This is a genomic window from Asticcacaulis excentricus CB 48, assembly GCF_000175215.2.
In the GTDB taxonomy this organism is placed as follows: domain Bacteria; phylum Pseudomonadota; class Alphaproteobacteria; order Caulobacterales; family Caulobacteraceae; genus Asticcacaulis; species Asticcacaulis excentricus.
This window is the reverse complement of sequence record NC_014816.1, coordinates 776018-792697: the sequence shown is the minus strand read 5'-3', so window position 1 is coordinate 792697 and position 16680 is coordinate 776018. Positions and strand designations below refer to the sequence as shown.

Below are 16680 nucleotides of genomic sequence, written 5' to 3'. Positions count from 1 at the left end.
ATCTACGTGCCGCTTTAGCTCAGCCGGTAGAGCACCTCATTCGTAATGAGGGGGTCAGGTGTTCGAGTCACCTAAGCGGCACCATTTTTCTTTCAAGTAATCAGTATCTTGTGCCTGCGTCAGCAATCTAGGGGGATTGCCAGAGAAACGACTGCCAACACCATGCCAACACAGCATCGGTGGAAATCCCGCTAAAAAATCAAAGGCGCGGTCAGCGTTTATTACAACTGGGACTTCGGAGGTAGATTTGTCCATTATAGGCAACGTGATACAGCCAACCATGCGCTACATAAAAGGCGACATGAATGCAGAAGACCAAAAGGTGGTTGACCGGGTCTCCAAAGTATTCTGCGAAACAGTTCTTGCGTTGGTCAAATCAGAGGGGTTGAAATCACCCCAAGTCCCTTTGATAGAAGCCAATCAATTTGTTGGAGCCGTAGACCTTGCCTCTTATAAAGTCGCCTTTACAGAAGGGTACGGAAACGAGGCATTTACATACGCCGACATTCAAAAGTACGGCATAACGCCCCTAAGCTCGGCCATCACGAATATCTCTAGAGATATTGGCGACGTTATATATGCCTTTGAATTCAAAAAGGGCCTTACGGACATTGAAGCCGCAAAGGTCGCAAAAGAGGCCGCGAAGTCGTATATCGAACGCGTCAAGTCAGACCTTAAGTCCCATTCCAAGCCTGCTGTGGAATCCATATCCCTGCCAGAGATAGCGGAAGGAGTTAAGAGATTTCGGACGGACTATCCCGAAGGGAAGAAGACTGCGTTCATCATAATGAAGTTTGGCGCACCACAGGCCTACAGTGAAAGCGCCCAAGTCGTCAAAGACGTTCTCAGCGCCCATGGGATTGCGGCAATGCGAGCAGACGACAAACAATACATGGATGATCTGTTCCTCAATATTAAGACCTACATGCACTCTTGTGACTTCGCCGTCGCGATATGGGATCGCATCGAAACTGATGAGTTCAATCCGAACGTCTCTTTAGAGGTGGGGTATATGATGGCCCTCGGTAAAGACGTATTACTCCTGAAAGATCAGACGCTAAAAGCCTTACCGACAGACATAATTGGACGTCTATACAAGCCATTTGACACTCGCAGCCCCGGCACGACCGCGCCAGAGCACATCATCAAATGGCTGCGCGATAAGAACTACATCTGACCTAGGAACCGTCAATGACAGACAGTGTCCGGTAGACACTCGCGCGGCCCACTTGCAGCGTCTTAGCAATAGCGGTTGCGCCCATGCCCTCAGAGGCGAGGCGCTTGATTTCATCGACAGGAACAGACGGCTTTCGGCCCTTGTAGACGCCCGCCTGTTTCGCCGTGGCGATGCCCTCTAACTGGCGTTCCTTACGGATAGAGGTTTCAAACTCAGCGAAGACGCCAAGCATCTGGAGAAAGGCCTTCCCCGCAGACGTAGACCCAATTGCGAAAATCGGCCACCACTTGCGGATATCTATCACCGTATTCTCAATATGTGAATAGCGGTCTCCGATCCCCGTTATAGTGGATTTTGCGGCTATTGACGGATTTCTTAGTCGCTTTGCCCATCGGATGACGCAGGTCGTAGACCACATCAACGCGCTACAGTGCATGTGGCAATGCCATACCTCCGGATACACAACTCCTGCTCCTCAATGGTCAACGCCCCATTGTGGCAACCCAGCTCCGGTACTATGCTGATCCCGAACTGCGGGGCCTTTTTGATGCTGGCTGATAAGCTCGAACACCTACCGGATGTGAAACGGCGCGAACTGACCCGCGTCGTGCAGATCCTGTTTGACGAGTTCGAGGATGCGACAAAGACCGCGCTCTCCGATAAGCGCAAGGCCGGGCGCATACTCAAGATCATCCTCTTCGGCTCCTACGCCCGTGGTGACTGGGTTGAAGACCGCTCATCCGGCTATCGCTCGGACTATGATCTCCTCATTGTCGTCAACGGTCAGGCCTTTACCGATTTACAGGACTACTGGGCCAAGGCTGACGAGCATCTGATCCGCGAATACACCGTCACTGAGCACATCCGCACCCCGGTCAACTTCATCGTACACAGCCTCAATGAAGTGAATGATAACCTCGCCAGAGGCCGGCCCTTCTTCGTCGATATCGCCCGCGACGGGATCATGTTGTACGAGGCCCCGGGGCATCCTCTCGTGGCACCTAAGCCGCTGACCGAGGCAGAGCGGCTGGCCGAGGCCAGGGGGCATTATGAGCAGTGGTTACCAAGTGCACACAGCCGTTATGAGCTCGCCCTGGAAGCTCTGCGCAGAGGCTTCTCTAAGGATGCGGCGTTTGATCTTCACCAGACAGTAGAGCGACTCTACCACGGTCTACTGCTGACGCTCACGCTCTACAGCCCCAAAAGCCACCGCATCACCATGCTGCGGTCGCAGGCGGAGGCGCTGGATGATCGGCTAAAGGGCATATGGCCGGCAGAGACTAAGCTGCACCGCCAAGCGTTTGATAGACTGCGGAGGGCCTATGTTGAGGCCCGTTACTCCGCGAGCTACAGTATCGGCGAGGACGAGTTGGCATGGCTCAGTGAACGGGTCGGATTGTTGCAAAAAACGGTAGAGACCGTCTGCCAGGAACGCATAGCGTAAGGCCTAGCTTTGCTTTAAAGGAACTGGAGCCGAAAATGCAGAACCCGCTTGATTACGGATGCGGGACGCACGCTTTCTCCTATGCCTGCTTTACATGCAGGAAATCGTTCAAGCGGCCATTGGTCAGCCTGGCAAAACCACGATCTCTCGGAAAGTCAGTCCGCACAGAATTTGAACGTTCCGCGAGGCTATTTGAAAGTGAATTCAGGCACAAGTGTCCGCACTGCGGCGGCGTGGCTCACTTCATGGGACGTGATTTCAAGGCGCCAAAGTCATCTGACAAAAGGGCGTGGGAACGCGTTGAAACATTCATCACGTCCGGCAAAACCTACCATCACAGAACGCCCGTCGAGGACGTGAAATGACCTGCACGTTGAAACAGCGTTTTGCCTAGTAGCTTAAACCGTTGACGCTCGAAGCCCCAGACGAGACCAAAAATTTTCTGGTCAACAAGGCGAAGACCTTCGCGCCAAATGGTTCTGTTAGTGGTGGCCAAAATCCGCCATGTTGTATCACCATCGGGCGGAAGAGGTTGGCCTCTGGACAGACGCACACTGATGCAAACGGGCTACAGGTTTCGTTACACGCGTGACGACTATCGCAAATATGGTTGCTATAAAGCGGTTTAACCTCTAATTGCCGCAAAGCCAGTCCCGGCATGCCCTGAAGAAGGAAAGGAGAAAATCATGCGAGCAATGTTCCTAAACCTCGAATCTGATTTCCCGATCCAAAATTCTCAGGAACATATTGCATGGGCAATTTCCTATCGGGCGAATACACTCGCCTGATCCCTCATGGCCGCGCCAAGTGCGCCGCCATCCCTTCCCGCTTTAACATTCATCATTCGACGTCTTTCCAGAAACATGGGGGCGGCAATGCGAACTGACATGTTCAAAGTGATTATCGAGAGACCACGATGGGGCGCCGGTCATGCCGCCTCTCCCAAACTTAAAAGGACCAAAGACTACACCCTAAAAGCCATCGGCCATAAACGGCACGCTATCGAGAGCACGCGTTACACCAAGGTCTTAAACGAGAATCTAGCCCCACTCGTCCGCTTCTTAAGAAGCCGATGCGGACAACAATGGGACGAGGTCTTCAGTGAGATTTGTGCGCAACTCGACACCGGCAGCACGATGAAAATGCATGTGCGCCAGCACATTGAGGACTTCGTACTCGCGCGGATTTCTATTGGTCGATACGGCGAATGGCTGTTCGAAGGTGAAGTCCTCGGTTCGAATGAACGCCGATATCGGCGGCGACGATTCTTTGTCGACCCGACAGATGGCGTCCTGAAGGAACAGCGGTTCCTATCCGAATGTCTGCCCGCTGCAAACCGTATCACGGGGGCGGAACGCCATGAATAAATGCTGTGAAACATCGCTCATTGGCCGCGACCTCAGCCGGTTTGACCCGATGGCAATCGATCAATTGGACGCCACCGCACGCCTGGAAGGCATGGGTAAGGTTGTCGGCTTGCCTGATCTGCATGCTGGCAACGGTATTGCCGTGGGGGCCGCCTTCTGGTCACCCGACCGGATCTGGCCCCACCTCGTGGGAAGCGACATTGGTTGTGGCATGGCGCTGTGGGAAACAAGCCTTCCCGTTCGCAAATTCCGTGTGAGCCAAGTGGATCGTCGTCTTCAGGGGCTCGATGACCCCTGGGGAGGTGCGATGGAGGCGGCCCTTAGTGCCGCTGGCCTTCCCGCCAATCTGGCTAGCCCATCTCTTGGAACCATCGGTGGCGGCAATCACTTCGTCGAGTTTCAACGGATCGAAGACGTTCTGGATACGGATCGCTTTGCGGCACTTAACGTCAAGGCGGACCGGGTCTGGATGATGGTCCATAGCGGGTCGCGTGGACTGGGTCAGGCTATTCTGAATGAACAGTTAGCGCGAACTGGTAAGTCTGGACTCATGGCGTCTGAGCCCGAAGCGAAGGCATACCTTTTGGAGCACGATCAGGCTGTTGCGTGGGCCGTCCTCAATCGGCGAATAATCGCGCAGCGGTTTATGGACGCCATCGGCGTATCGGGATCTGGCATCCTGGATATCGTCCATAATAGCGTTACCCCTTATGACAGTGGTTGGTTGCACCGTAAGGGTGCCGCACCCGCAGACTGTGGGTTAGTCGTCATCCCAGGATCGCGAGGGGATTTCAGCTATCTGGTCGAACCCGTACCCGATTTTGCCCACAAATCCCTCGTGTCTCTTGCGCATGGCGCGGGCCGAAAGTGGAGCCGAAATGACGCGCATGCGCGTCTTTCACGGCGATACAAGGCGGCGGACTTGCAACGTACTAAACTTGCAAGCCATGTCATCTGCGAAGACCGCCGTTTGATATTCGAGGAGGCCCCGGAGGCTTACAAAGATATCGCAGGCATTATCGCAGACCTTGAGGCCGCAGGACTGATACGGGCTATCGCACGGCTACGGCCTCTCCTGAGCTATAAGACGAGGCGCCATGACTGAGATCATTCTCCATTTGACCTCCGGCAAAGGTCCGGACGAATGCTGCTGGGTGGTCGCGCAACTCTCCAGAGCCTTTACCAGGGAGGCTCTGAAGGACGGGGTCGCATGCGAAGTCATCAACTCTGGAGAGGAACTGCCCGCATCGCTTCTAATGAGCGTGACGGGCGATCAAGCTCAGGCCTTTGTCTCCGCCCGGGTGGGGACTATTCAATGGATAGGCGATAGCCCATTCAGACCCCGTCACAAACGCCGGAACTGGTTTGTTGGTGTAAATATCGCGCCATCTCCCGACGCCATGCCCGATCTCAGGGATGAAGATATTGTGTTTCAGACCATGAGAGCGAGCGGGCCCGGAGGGCAGCATGTCAACAAGACCGACAGTGCTGTTCGAGCCACTCACAGATCGACGGGCCTCGTTGTGACCGCCCAAGAACAACGGTCTCAACATGCAAACCGTAAACTTGCCAGGCAAAAGCTGGCTGTTTTGTTGGATGAGCAACGCCAAAAGGCCAGTGACAGTGCCCGCCAGGTGCAGTGGTCGGCTCACCAGAACCTAGAGCGAGGGAAGTCTGTGAGAACCTACACCGGCCCACTCTTTAGCCTAAAGAGCTCCTGCTAAGGCCTTCGCTACTGCGGCGCTGGAAACGGCACCGCAGTAGCGAGGCCTTTCAAGACCCTGCGTTGCTTAGCAACCTGTACGCGCAAATGGCGATCAATAATCGGCCGGCCCCCTGGCCGTCAAACCCTTGCGTAACAGGAGAAGCGTCGCGATCGATCCCGGAAAGAATGACTTGTTCTCGTCCTCTTTGCGCCTAATTCGGAACTTCGTCGGATTCCGAATGATCTCGCCCCGAAACGCCTACGCAAAGTCCAAAAAGTCTGCTTGCCAGCGAGCAGAGATTGCTCACCCCTCAATTGCCGCCTGCAAACGATATCTCAGTCTGATGGAGTCTCCGCGCGTAGACAATGCGATGAGCACTTCTGTGGCAAATGAAATCACTGTTCTTAGCGACGCAGCTAACCCCGACTTAGGCCCCAGTCTCTCTTCTGCATAGGAAAGATGGGATATCTCCTCAATCTGAATGCGCTCGACCAAAGCCGCAAGTTCGGTATCGTGGTGTCGGAGAAACGCAATTTGCTCCTCAAGGTGCGCATGAACAGTTCGTTCTACCGCTGCAGTACATGCGAAAATCCCTGTCCGGCCCCACGTGGAAGTGATACTGCCCAAAAACCAGCCTCCAACGCTCCAGACTGACAATGCGCGACAGGGTTTAGCAAAACGGGAACTCATGGCTTCCCGAAATGCCAGCCGATGTTCATTCTCATGAGACAGTGTTTCCTTCAGCCAGGCCTCCAAGTCGTTTGCGCCTGAGGGCAGTCGCTTAAGCTGGGCAGAATAAATCGAAACGGCGCCGTGTTCGCCTGCGTGATTGACCCGCAAAATTCGTCGGATCAGTTTCTGGTCTTGAGATAGCGGTCGCGGCATTGAAAAAGCTTATCCCCGGCGAGTCGGCATGGCAATCTATCCGAACGGTTAGGCATCTTTACACGCCCAGAGCGGAAATAGAATCGAGGATATCACGGTTACCAATATCTCGGTGTGACGCGAAAATTGCATACACATATCCCACATCGACTCTGTTGCTTGCTCTCTATTGTTGACCGTATGAATCGTTGCGGCATATATGGCAGTAGACGGGGGGTAATTTGGGTCTGAATTTCGAAAAGATTGAAACGCTTGCACCTGATCAGGGATCGCTCGACGCTGCCCGCAAACTTCTGAAAATTACGCAGTGGCCGACCCTGGCCGCCGATGGGTCCGGCCTGATCTGGGGCGAATGCCAAGGGTCTGGTGCTACGCCATACCGTGTTTGCGTGACCGAAGCCGATGCCGGCTACAAATGCTCCTGCCCCAGCCGCAAATTCCCATGCAAGCATTCGCTCGCACTTATGTGGCTGCGCACCGACGGCAAGGCGACATTCGGTCCCGGTGCGCCGCCGGAATGGGTGAGGGACTGGCTGTCGCGCCGGCGCGGCCCGTCGGATACTTCCGCAGCCGACCCTACCAAGCCCACAAAGACTAAAGCGTCAATCGCGGCGGCCAGAGAGGTCGAAGACGCGCCCGATCCGAAGGCCGAAGCCAGGGCGGCGGCGGCACGCGAACGAAACCGTCAGGACCGCGAAGCCTCAATCGCCGGCGGCCTGGATGAGCTAGACATCTGGCTAAGCGATCAAATCGATACCGGTCTGGCTGGTTTTGCTGCCAATGCCGTCAACGCCTGCCGGACGATCGCGCAAAGACTGGTGGATGCTAAGGCTTCCGGACTGGCGGCCCGGTTGGATGCGTTGCCAGCACGTTTGTTCGCCTGCTCCGATGCCGCCCGCCCACACACAGCGCTTGAAGAACTGGGACAATTGCACCTGATCGCCGAAGCCTATCGCCGTCAGAGTCTCTTATCGCCGGAATTGAAGGCCGATGTACGTCAGGCCGTCGGCTGGACAGTGACGCGCGAATCCCTGCTGGCCGATCCAACGGCGGAGCGCCTGTCGGGCCGCTGGCAGGTCTGGGCAACACGTGCCGAGGTCCAGCCGGACCGGTTGCGGCGGCTGGAAACCTGGCTTTATGGCAGTGGGCGCTTTGCTGTGCTGATCGACTTTGTGCCGGTTGCAACCGGGGCCACCGCTAGTGGTTACACGGTCGGCGATGGTTTTGACGCCGAACTTGTCTTCTATCCGTCACCTGTTCCGTTGCGCGCCCTAGTGGTCACCCAAACAAGCCCCGCGCAACCAGGCGGGATCATAGACCTTGCAAACGGCGATCTCGAAACTGCCTACGCTGCTTATGAGGCGGCCCTGTCCATCCGGCCGTGGCTAGCCGAATACCCGTTCGCTTTCGAAGGCGCCGAGGTACGCCGCGCTGGTGAGTGCCTCTATCTGTGCGGTGGAGACCTGGCCCTTCCATTGGCAGCCGCACAAGAGGCCAGCGCATGGCCCTTGCTGCGCACCGGGCCGTTCAGGGGGCTGGGACTGTGGGACGGGATGACGTTCGATCTGCGCTGGGCCGAAACCAGCCTAGGACGGTGGACGGCATGAGCGCACAGGTTTTCAAAATCCATCTCTTGCCCGGACTTCTGTCCGGCAACCGCGATCTGGCGCTTGCGCGTGCTGGTGTTGCGACCTCGCTTCAGGCCCTGGCCCTGACGGCTCAGACTCTGCGCTTCGACCGGCCAGCCATGCCGACCTCTTTTCAGGTCGTAGAGACCATTTCCGACACCCGGGCCATCGTGCCGGATGCCGTGCGCCGCCCTTTGATCCGCCTCTTAACGCGCAAGGCTGTCGGCATCGCCCCCAATGCTTTTCCGGATGCCATCGCCCGTCTGATGGCAGCGCGGCGCCTACGTCTGCATCCCTTCGATTTGGCGAAGCTGGAGAGCTTTGTTCGCGGTTATGCCGAAGCGCTAGGCGCGGAAGCCGCCGCCTTTGCCCAGCGTCATGCGCCGCCGGAGGAAAGACGGGGTTATTTCGAAACCGATGCTCTTGACGAAACGACGTGGATGCTGGCCACACCGGCGGCACGTCAAGCCTATATCGTCACCCGTCGCCGTGAGGACGCTGCGGCGGGACGCGTACTGGTAGAGGGCGTCTGGGCGTCCGAACCAGCCGATACGCGCGTGCGTCTGTTGGCGTCTTTGCAAGAAGGTCTTGGATCAGAGGACGCGCCTTTCCTGACCTCGTTGAACAAGGACCGCGCTCCGCGTGTGCGGGAAATGGCTATGCGCCTCCTTGCCCGCTTGCCTGGTCACGAAGGCGACAATCCGGCGCTCAATGCCGTCACCGGCCGCCTCAAGAGCAAGCAGACGGGCTTTCTTACCAAACGGACAACCCTGTCACTGGAACTGCCGGCCAATGTGACTGTCCATTCCGCCCCGACCTGGCTGGTCGAGACTTTTAGCGTCATCGGCCTAGACGAACTGGCCCGCGCCGTTGCACTGACGGCGGCCGCCTTACCGGCAGCAGCGGAAAAGGATGACAACCTGCTGCTGGCTCTGGCGGTTATGGCGACTCGCGACAAACGATTCGACGTTCTGAAAGGAGTGGTCGATCATCTGCCGGACGTCTGGGAGCAATTGCTACGGGCGAACTTCACCTATCTTGACGACTATACACCTGATGAACGGGCGCGCTGGGCGCAGGTGGTGATCCGCCCCATGACCTGGACGCAGGACGCCCCCCTGTGGAGCCTCGTCAAACTGCCCGCCGTACTCGACGGTCCGGCGTCGGACGCCCTGATGGCAGACCTATTGAAAGCCCGTCCATGGCTGGAGCAACTCAAGGACAACAGCAAGCTTTCGGTCGACCTGATCAACGTCATGGCCAGCCTTTCCCCGCCTTCGCACCGCGCAGCCCTCCGCGCTCAGATCGCCCCGCTCGATCCGGCCAAGACCGCCGACGCCCTTACTTTCCTTGATATCATGGATGCCCTGGAGGCCCCAAATGTCTGACACCCAATTACGGCGTAGCGCCGAAGATATCTATGCGAGTGAACTTTTTGCCCTTGCCAAGGGCGACGACCGCCCCCGTCCGGAGAACTGGAAGCTGTCCCCACAGGCCGTTGTCACCTACCTCCTTGGTGGCAAGGCCAAGGACGGCACGGTGATCTCGGAAAAATATGTCGGCAACCGCCGCCTAATCGAGACCGCCGTTGCAACTCTGGCCACAGACCGGGCGCTTCTGCTTCTGGGTCTGCCTGGCACGGCCAAGTCTTGGGTGTCGGAGCACCTGGCCGCCGCCATTTCCGGCTCGTCACAGCGCCTGATCCAGTGCACCGCCGGCACCGATGAAAACCAGATCCGCTATAGCTGGAACTATGCATTTCTGTTGGCTAAGGGCCCTTCGCCCGAAGCCTTGGTCAAGACGCCGATGGTTCGAGCGATGGAGGACGGCACGCTGCTGCGCCTCGAAGAACTGACCCGCATGGGATCGGACGTGCAGGACACGCTGATCACCATCCTGTCGGAAAAGACCCTGCCTGTGCCGGAACTCGACATGGCCATTTCCGCCCGGCGCGGCTTCAACGTCATTGCCACCGCCAATAACCGCGACAAGGGCGTCAATGACCTGTCATCGGCCCTGAAGCGCCGTTTCAACGTAGTCGTCCTGCCATCGCCGGCCACGCTTGAGGAAGAGACCGCCATCGTCGTCAAGCGCGTCGGCGAGATCGGTACAAATCTCACCCTGCCCGCCATCCAGCCGGCGGACAAGGAACTGGCCCGCATCGTCACCGTCTTCCGCGAATTGCGCGACGGAAAGACGCTGAACGGCAAGATCAAGCTCAAGACGTCGACGGGCAGCCTGTCGACCGCCGAAGCCATTTCGGTCGGCGTGTCGGCTTGGGCGGAGGCAGCGCACTTCGGCAATGGCCGCATCGACGCCCATGCCCTAGCCGCCAACATCGTCGGCGCCATCGTCAAGGATCCGGTGCAGGACGGCGTCGCCCTGTCGGAATATCTGGAAACCGTCGTGCGGACCCGCGATGGCTGGGGCGATCTCTACGGCGCTATCCGCGAGGTCATGTAAATTGACCAGGGTACACCTGCTCGGCATCCGCCACCACGGACCAGGCTCCGCCGCGCTGCTAAAAGGCGCGCTGGAGGCGCTTGACCCAGCGTGTGTGCTGATCGAGGGACCTACAGAAGGCGATGCGCTGATTGAGTACGCCGCCCTACCCGGCATGAAACCCCCTCTCGCCATGCTCTTCTATGCTTCGGATGAAGCGTCCAATGCCATGTTCGCGCCGTTCGCAGAGTTTTCACCTGAATGGGTGGCCCTGCGGTGGGCGCTGGACCGTGGCCGCGAGGTGAAGTTCATCGACTGGCCGGCGGCGGTGTCCCTGGCGCGTGCACCGGTCGATGCGAAGGACGAAGAGGCCATCCTAACTCAGACCCAGCCCCCTGAAAGAGTCCGCGCCGATCCACTTGATATCCTCGCCGAAGCTGCCGGTTATGGCGATGGCGAAGCCTTCTGGAACGCGCTAATCGAACAGTATGGCGGAACTGGTCAGACACCGCTGGAAGTGTTTGCAGCCATTGAGACCGCCATGACTGAGGCCCGCCAGCACCAGGCCGACGTCGCCGGCATGAGTGCAGTGGAAACCCTGCGCGAAAACCGTCGCGAAGCCTTTATGCGCACCCATATCCGCGAGGCACTCAAACGACATGAGGGCCTTGTAGCCGCAGTCGTCGGCGCTTGGCATATCGGCGGTTTGCGAAAATCCGCGACCGCTATCGAGGACAAGGCGCTCATCAAGGAGCTGCCGCGGATCAAGGTCGAGGCGACCTGGGCGCCCTGGAGTGATAGCCGGCTAAGCTTTGCTTCGGGCTATGCCGCGGGCGTCATTTCGCCCGGCTGGTATCGCCACCTGTGGGACCTCTACAGCCGCGATCAACATGAAGGGGCGGAGCCTTTTGCCGCCCTGTGGCAGGCGCGGACGGCGGCGCTTCTGCGGGAGGAAGGCTATGCTGCCTCGACGGCTTCCGCCATCGAAGCCGCCCGGTTGGCGCTCAGTTTATCCGCTCTGCGTGGCATGGCCATACCGGGCCTGACCGAGATGCGCGACGCCACATTGTCGGCCCTGTGCCACGGCGACGAGACCGCGCTCAGGCTGATCGAGCGCCAGCTTTATATCGGTGAACGGATCGGTGAAATTGATGATGCCGTGCCGCAGATGCCGCTCAAGCGCGACTTCGACCTGTGGTGCCGCAAAACGCGCCTGAAGCCGTCGGAACTGACCGAGGAGATGCGACTCGACCTGCGCTCGGATGCTGGTCTGCTGAAATCGACCTTCCTGCACCGCCTGAATTTGATTGGTGTTCACTGGGGACGCCTGCTCGATGCCGAGGCCGGGCGCGGCACCTTCCGCGAAATCTGGTCGCTGACCTGGAACCCCGACCTCACCATCGCCCTGGCTGAAGCGCTGGTCTGGGGCGTTACGCTGGAACGGGCGGCCGTGGGCGCAACGGTCGATCGCTCCAGCAAGACAACCTCGATCTCAGAGCTTGCCGACCTTGTCCGCGCGGCACTGGTTGCGGATCTGCCCGAAGCCGCTAAAGCCTGCATCGACCGTCTTCAGGCCGCCGCCGTTCACTTGAGCGACATCACCGACCTGATGACCGCAGTAGCACCTCTGGTCCGCATTGTTCGATATGGCACAGCGCGCAAATTGCCTGAAGCCGAACTGCGTGGACTTATTGCCACGCTGGCCGCCGAAATCAATGCCGGGGTCCGGACGGGCTCGCATCAACTGGACGCAGACGAAGCCTCGGCTCGCATCGACGCCATGCGCGCCTATGACGAAGCGCTTGGATTGTTCGGCGACACCGGCCTGACAGAGGAATGGCATCGGCAACTGGCGCGCATGGTCGATGACGAACAGATCGCCGCCCCGGTCGCCGGCCTGGCCTTGCGGCGTCTCCACGACAGCCGGCAGTGGGGGGAACCCGCTGTCGCGGCCGCCTTCTCACGTCACATTGTCGGCGAAACGCCCGCGCGCGCCGGCGCCTTTGTCGAAAGTTTTTTGTCGGGCTCAGCAGAGGTGCTCATCCAGGATCCGGTCCTCCTCTTCCTACTCGACGAGTGGCTGTCCGGGCTTGACGAGAATAGCTTCATAGAAAGCCTGCCGCTGCTCCGTCGAGCCCTGTCGGGCTTCGATACCGGCGGACGCAAACGCGTCATGGACCGTCTGCGCGGCGGGCGTCAGACCGTGGCGACACTGGATGAAGCCGCCAAGGAGAATCCGGCGTTTGAGCGCGCCCTGCCGCTGCTGAGGCAGATTTTAGGTCTTGAGTCTGCGGGGATTGAGGCATGAGCGAGAGCGAAAGGCTACGTCGCTGGCAACTGGCGCTGGGTGAGGACGAACAAGACCTGTCCGAGCGCGACCGGAGGCTGAGCCAGTCCTTGACGGCACTATATCAACCGCAGGAAAAAAAGAGTCGCGGCGGACTTGGCGCATCATCACCCAAGGTGTCGCGTTGGCTGGGCGATATCCGCGAATTCTTCCCGACCCCGGTCGTTCAGGTAATCCAGAAGGACGCGTTCGAGCGCCTGAACCTCAAAGCCCTGATGCTGGAACCCGAATTTCTGGCAACGTTGGAGGCTGACGTCCATCTGGTCGCTGACCTGATCTCCTTGCGCGGCGCGATCCCGGAAAAAAGCAAGGAGACAGCGCGCCTGGTGGTGCGCAAGGTCGTTGACGAGATGCTGAAACGCCTGGAAGCCAAAACGGTTGAGACCTTGCGCGGCGCCTTGAACCGCAGCCAGCGTACCCGCAGGCCAAGACATGGCGACATCGACTGGGGCCGAACCATCGGCGCCAATCTGCGTCACTATCAGGCCGATTACCACACCGTCGTACCGGAAACCCTGATCGGCTGTGCCCGCCGCACTAAAACGCGCGCCGATCTGGATCACGTCATGCTATGCGTCGATCAGTCGGGCTCGATGGCAACTTCGGTCGTCTATGCTTCGATCTTCGCCGCCGTCATGGCGTCTCTGCCGGTGCTGTCGACACAGCTGATCTGTTTCGACACCGTGATTGTCGATCTGACCGATAAACTGGCCGACCCCGTCGAGGTCCTGTTCGGCGTCCAGCTGGGCGGCGGCACCGACATAAATGCGGCCCTGGCCTATTGCGAGCAGAAAATCGATTATCCCGCAAAGACGCATCTGGTGCTGATCAGCGACCTCTACGAAGGCGGCAATGCCAAAGCGATGCTGGCGCGGGTGGCAGCGCTAAAAGCCTCCGGAGTAAATGTCATCGTGCTACTGGCGCTCAGCGACGATGGCCGACCAGGCTACGATCCGCATCATGCCGGCGTGATTGCCTCTATGGACTGCCCGGTCTTCGCCTGCACGCCGGACCAGTTCCCCGAGCTGATGGCGACTGCCCTCACCCGTCAGGACATCGGTCAGTGGGCATCAGCCAATGATATCGCTCTGATTCGGGCCGTTTAGTTGCTCGCTGACATAAGTCAATCGCCCTAGGCGGACATTCGGGGGGTGACAGAAGATCCCGTTACCGGACATACAGCGGATAACGAAAGCTCGCGTTTCCAACCTTTCACTTGAGCCACTCTCTGTGATGCATCCGCGCCAATCGACACGCGCAGATCTCCGATCGCTTGCCGAAGACCCGAGTACATCGTTTGGTGGCGCACTGGAGTGTGTTATGGGACGTTATGGATTTCCCCGTTGTTTTCGATATATTTGGTGTAAGGATACCGGCGCACCTGGTGTTCGAAAGCCTGGCTTATGCCGTTGGCTTCAGACTTTATTTGTGGCTCCGACAAAAAACGAAAGATCCGGTAGATAACAAATCGCGCCTGACCGTTCTCGTAGCTGCGATAGTTGGTGCCGCTATCGGGTCGAAGGTTCTTGCCTTTGCTGAGCACCCAGAGCTCTGGCCAATGGCTCAAGCTGATCCGGTCTACTTCATTGCATCAAAATCAATCCTTGGCGGCTTGTTGGGTGGTATCATCGGCGTTGAGATCACGAAGGCCTTTGCGGGCATTACGCGATCGACAGGCGACATCTATGTGTTTCCACTTCTAACAGCCATCGCTATTGGTCGGATGGGGTGTCTGCTAACAGGGGTAAGCGATGGCACGTGGGGGAATGCCACGCATTTCATCCTCGGGTTTGATGCGGGTGATGGCGTTATTCGTCACCCGACACCACTCTATGAGATCGCCTTTCTAACAAGCTTTGGCTTGGGTTTGTGGCATGCGCAGCGACATTTGCAGTTGGAGGAAGGTGATTTTTTCAAAATCTTCATTATCGGGTACTGTGTCTGGCGCTTTGGCATCGAGTTTCTTAAACCCGTCACAACCTACAATGTCGCAAGCGACTTGAACATAGTTCAAAACGTGGCTACAACTGGCGCACTACCGGCATTTCTTGGACTTTCGATTCTCCAATTGTCCGCCTTAGCCGGCGTCACGTTCTATGCCGCCTTCTTTCTGCAGCGCCGTTTACAAAGGGGGGAAAATGGCCGCGCGTGACTATATTTTCTTTGAACTAACAAATTCCATCTGCTCGCAGTGTTTCCGCAAACTGGAAGCCAAGATCATCTTCCAGAATGATCGGGTGTATATGCTCAAAACCTGCCCTGACCACGGGAAGGAGAAGGTTCTGATCTCGACGGACATTCCTTATTACAAGAAAACGCGAGACTTTAACAAACCGGGGGACATGCCTCGGAAATTTGGAATGAAGGTTGAACGGGGTTGCCCCTATGACTGTGGGCTTTGTAGCGATCACGAGCAGCATAGCTGTGTTTCGATAGTGGAGCTGACAGATCGCTGCAATTTGACGTGTCCGACCTGTTATGCGTCTTCAAGTCCAAGCCATGGGCGACATCGCAGCCTTGAAGAAATAGAGACTATGCTCGACATCGTTGTGGCGAGCGAAGGTGAGCCTGACGTGGTTCAGCTTTCAGGGGGCGAACCAACGCTTCATCCAGATTTCTTTGCTGTTATGGATATGGCCAAGGCTCGTCCGATCAAGCACCTGATGATCAATACCAATGGCATTCGTATTGCCAAGGACCACGCCTTTGTCGAGCGCCTCGCTACTTATATGCCCGGCATTGAAGTCTACCTCCAATTTGACTCGCTTGAGGCTGAAGCCTTGACGTCGCTTCGGGGCGAAGATCTGCGGGCGACGCGTCGGCAGGCCATTGACCACCTTAATGCGTTCAACATCTCAACCACCCTCGTCGTCACCTTGCAAAAGGGCCTGAACGATCATGAGGTTGGCAACATACTTGGCTATGCTCGGCAACAACCTTGCGTTCGAGGCGTAACTTTTCAGCCAACACAGGCAGCTGGCAGGACAGAGCATTTCAGACCGGAAACGGACCGTATAACGCTTTCAGAAGTTCGCCAGGCCATTCTTGACCAAAGCCACATCTTTACCTCCGACGATCTGGTACCAGTGCCCTGCCACCCAGATGCAATTATGATGGGCTATGCGTTGAAGTTGGGCGATGAGCTGGTACCACTGACCCGCCATTTCAGTCCGGAAGAGCTTCTATCGACCTCGCGCAACACAGTGAACTTTGAGACTATGCCGGAGGTGCATGCCAAGCTGATCAAGCTTTTTTCAACAGGCAACTCCCCTTCGGACTGCACAGACACGATCGCGGACATTCTTTGCTGTTTGCCGCAAATCAAAAGGGAAACGGCTTACGGAGCACTGACCTACTCAAACCTGTTTCGTGTCATCGTGATGAAGTTTTACGACGCCCACGATTTCGATGTCAGGGGGGTTAAAAAGTCCTGCGTTCACATCGTTCATAAAGACGGACGCATCATTCCGTTCGACACAATGAATCTGTTTTACCGTGACAAAGAGACTGAGTCAAAATTGATGTCCGCGGCACGCTAGATCCAAAATAGGTTTAGTTCATGCATGGCAGAAATGGGAAATATTCGCAATGAAGCCGAATAGAGAACTGTTATTAATATTAGGCGGAAATGCCATCTTATTGGCGTTCATTTATTTACCTTACATATTCAAGAGCAGTTTAGGA

General features: G+C 57.3%; 14 protein-coding genes and 1 tRNA gene. 13 read left to right on the top strand and 2 right to left on the bottom strand.

Annotated features, from left to right (window positions below):
- Nucleotides 1-8: 8 nt before the first annotated feature.
- Nucleotides 9-84 (top strand) — tRNA-Thr (locus tag ASTEX_RS03660).
- Between the two features lie 196 nt (nt 85-280).
- Entirely contained in the window at nt 281-1177 is an 897-nt protein-coding gene (locus ASTEX_RS03655) for a hypothetical protein (RefSeq protein ID WP_041658849.1), read from the top strand.
- Nucleotide 1178: 1 nt separating this feature from the next.
- Here the strand turns inward: ASTEX_RS03655 and ASTEX_RS20950 are convergent, their stop codons facing one another.
- A complete protein-coding gene (locus tag ASTEX_RS20950; protein WP_280959867.1) occupies nt 1179-1595 on the bottom strand; it encodes a helix-turn-helix domain-containing protein in 417 nt (138 codons plus the stop codon).
- A 129-nt stretch (nt 1596-1724) separates the two neighbouring features.
- On the opposite strand from ASTEX_RS20950, the gene ASTEX_RS03645 reads away from it, so the two are divergent.
- The 4 genes from ASTEX_RS03645 to prfH all read left to right on the top strand — a co-directional run bounded on the left by ASTEX_RS03645 (nt 1725) and on the right by prfH (nt 5712).
- Nucleotides 1725-2621, top strand: coding sequence for a HEPN domain-containing protein (locus ASTEX_RS03645; protein ID WP_041658847.1), 897 nt, complete (start codon nt 1725-1727; stop codon nt 2619-2621).
- Nucleotides 2622-3508: 887 nt separating this feature from the next.
- Nucleotides 3509-3988: a hypothetical protein gene (locus ASTEX_RS03640; RefSeq protein ID WP_144004599.1), complete on the top strand. Its 480-nt coding sequence runs from the start codon at nt 3509-3511 to the stop codon at nt 3986-3988.
- A complete protein-coding gene (locus ASTEX_RS03635; protein WP_013478254.1) occupies nt 3981-5093 on the top strand; it encodes an RNA ligase RtcB family protein in 1113 nt (370 codons plus the stop codon). The genes ASTEX_RS03640 and ASTEX_RS03635 overlap by 8 nt, the downstream gene beginning before the upstream one ends.
- A complete protein-coding gene (prfH, locus tag ASTEX_RS03630) occupies nt 5086-5712 on the top strand; it encodes a peptide chain release factor H (RefSeq protein ID WP_013478253.1) in 627 nt (208 codons plus the stop codon). Before ASTEX_RS03635 ends, prfH begins: the two co-directional genes overlap by 8 nt.
- 285 nt (nt 5713-5997) lie before the next feature.
- Here the strand turns inward: prfH and ASTEX_RS21045 are convergent, their stop codons facing one another.
- Nucleotides 5998-6579, bottom strand: coding sequence for a demethoxyubiquinone hydroxylase family protein (locus ASTEX_RS21045; protein WP_013478252.1), 582 nt, complete (start codon nt 6577-6579; stop codon nt 5998-6000).
- A gap of 221 nt (nt 6580-6800) precedes the next feature.
- Here ASTEX_RS21045 and ASTEX_RS03625 point away from each other — a divergent pair, with 221 nt between their 5' ends.
- The 7 genes from ASTEX_RS03625 (at nt 6801) to ASTEX_RS03595 (ending at nt 16535) form a co-directional block, all read left to right on the top strand.
- On the top strand, nt 6801-8186 hold the full coding sequence (locus tag ASTEX_RS03625; protein ID WP_013478251.1) for an SWIM zinc finger family protein: 1386 nt from the start codon (nt 6801-6803) through the stop codon (nt 8184-8186).
- On the top strand, nt 8183-9595 hold the full coding sequence (locus ASTEX_RS19190) for a DUF5691 domain-containing protein (protein ID WP_013478250.1): 1413 nt from the start codon (nt 8183-8185) through the stop codon (nt 9593-9595). The genes ASTEX_RS03625 and ASTEX_RS19190 overlap by 4 nt, the downstream gene beginning before the upstream one ends.
- Nucleotides 9588-10670: an ATP-binding protein gene (locus ASTEX_RS03615; protein WP_013478249.1), complete on the top strand. Its 1083-nt coding sequence runs from the start codon at nt 9588-9590 to the stop codon at nt 10668-10670. The genes ASTEX_RS19190 and ASTEX_RS03615 overlap by 8 nt, the downstream gene beginning before the upstream one ends.
- Nucleotide 10671: 1 nt before the next feature.
- Nucleotides 10672-12957 (top strand): DUF5682 family protein, encoded by a 2286-nt coding sequence (locus tag ASTEX_RS03610; RefSeq protein WP_041658498.1) that lies wholly within the window; start codon nt 10672-10674, stop codon nt 12955-12957.
- The gene (locus ASTEX_RS03605) at nt 12954-14102 is read left to right on the top strand and encodes a VWA domain-containing protein (RefSeq protein WP_013478247.1); all 1149 of its coding nucleotides are present in this window, start codon (nt 12954-12956) and stop codon (nt 14100-14102) included. The genes ASTEX_RS03610 and ASTEX_RS03605 overlap by 4 nt, the downstream gene beginning before the upstream one ends.
- A 224-nt stretch (nt 14103-14326) precedes the next feature.
- A complete protein-coding gene (locus tag ASTEX_RS03600) occupies nt 14327-15148 on the top strand; it encodes a prolipoprotein diacylglyceryl transferase family protein (protein WP_013478246.1) in 822 nt (273 codons plus the stop codon).
- A complete protein-coding gene (locus tag ASTEX_RS03595) occupies nt 15135-16535 on the top strand; it encodes a radical SAM protein (protein ID WP_013478245.1) in 1401 nt (466 codons plus the stop codon). The genes ASTEX_RS03600 and ASTEX_RS03595 overlap by 14 nt, the downstream gene beginning before the upstream one ends.
- Nucleotides 16536-16680: the final 145 nt, after the last annotated feature.

What these genes read in the sequence shown, in the direction of transcription:
- ASTEX_RS03655 (WP_041658849.1), top strand. Translation starts at nt 281, where the DNA reads ATGCGCTACATAAAAGGCGACATGAATGCAGAAGACCAAAAGGTGGTT.
- ASTEX_RS03600 (WP_013478246.1), top strand. Translation starts at nt 14,327, where the DNA reads ATGGATTTCCCCGTTGTTTTCGATATATTTGGTGTAAGGATACCGGCG.
- ASTEX_RS03640 (WP_144004599.1), top strand. Translation starts at nt 3,509, where the DNA reads ATGTTCAAAGTGATTATCGAGAGACCACGATGGGGCGCCGGTCATGCC.
- ASTEX_RS21045 (WP_013478252.1), bottom strand. Translation starts at nt 6,579, where the DNA reads ATGCCGCGACCGCTATCTCAAGACCAGAAACTGATCCGACGAATTTTG.
- ASTEX_RS20950 (WP_280959867.1), bottom strand. Translation starts at nt 1,595, where the DNA reads ATGTGGTCTACGACCTGCGTCATCCGATGGGCAAAGCGACTAAGAAAT.
- ASTEX_RS03605 (WP_013478247.1), top strand. Translation starts at nt 12,954, where the DNA reads ATGAGCGAGAGCGAAAGGCTACGTCGCTGGCAACTGGCGCTGGGTGAG.
- ASTEX_RS03615 (WP_013478249.1), top strand. Translation starts at nt 9,588, where the DNA reads ATGTCTGACACCCAATTACGGCGTAGCGCCGAAGATATCTATGCGAGT.
- ASTEX_RS19190 (WP_013478250.1), top strand. Translation starts at nt 8,183, where the DNA reads ATGAGCGCACAGGTTTTCAAAATCCATCTCTTGCCCGGACTTCTGTCC.
- ASTEX_RS03595 (WP_013478245.1), top strand. Translation starts at nt 15,135, where the DNA reads ATGGCCGCGCGTGACTATATTTTCTTTGAACTAACAAATTCCATCTGC.
- ASTEX_RS03635 (WP_013478254.1), top strand. Translation starts at nt 3,981, where the DNA reads ATGAATAAATGCTGTGAAACATCGCTCATTGGCCGCGACCTCAGCCGG.
- prfH (WP_013478253.1), top strand. Translation starts at nt 5,086, where the DNA reads ATGACTGAGATCATTCTCCATTTGACCTCCGGCAAAGGTCCGGACGAA.
- ASTEX_RS03645 (WP_041658847.1), top strand. Translation starts at nt 1,725, where the DNA reads ATGCTGGCTGATAAGCTCGAACACCTACCGGATGTGAAACGGCGCGAA.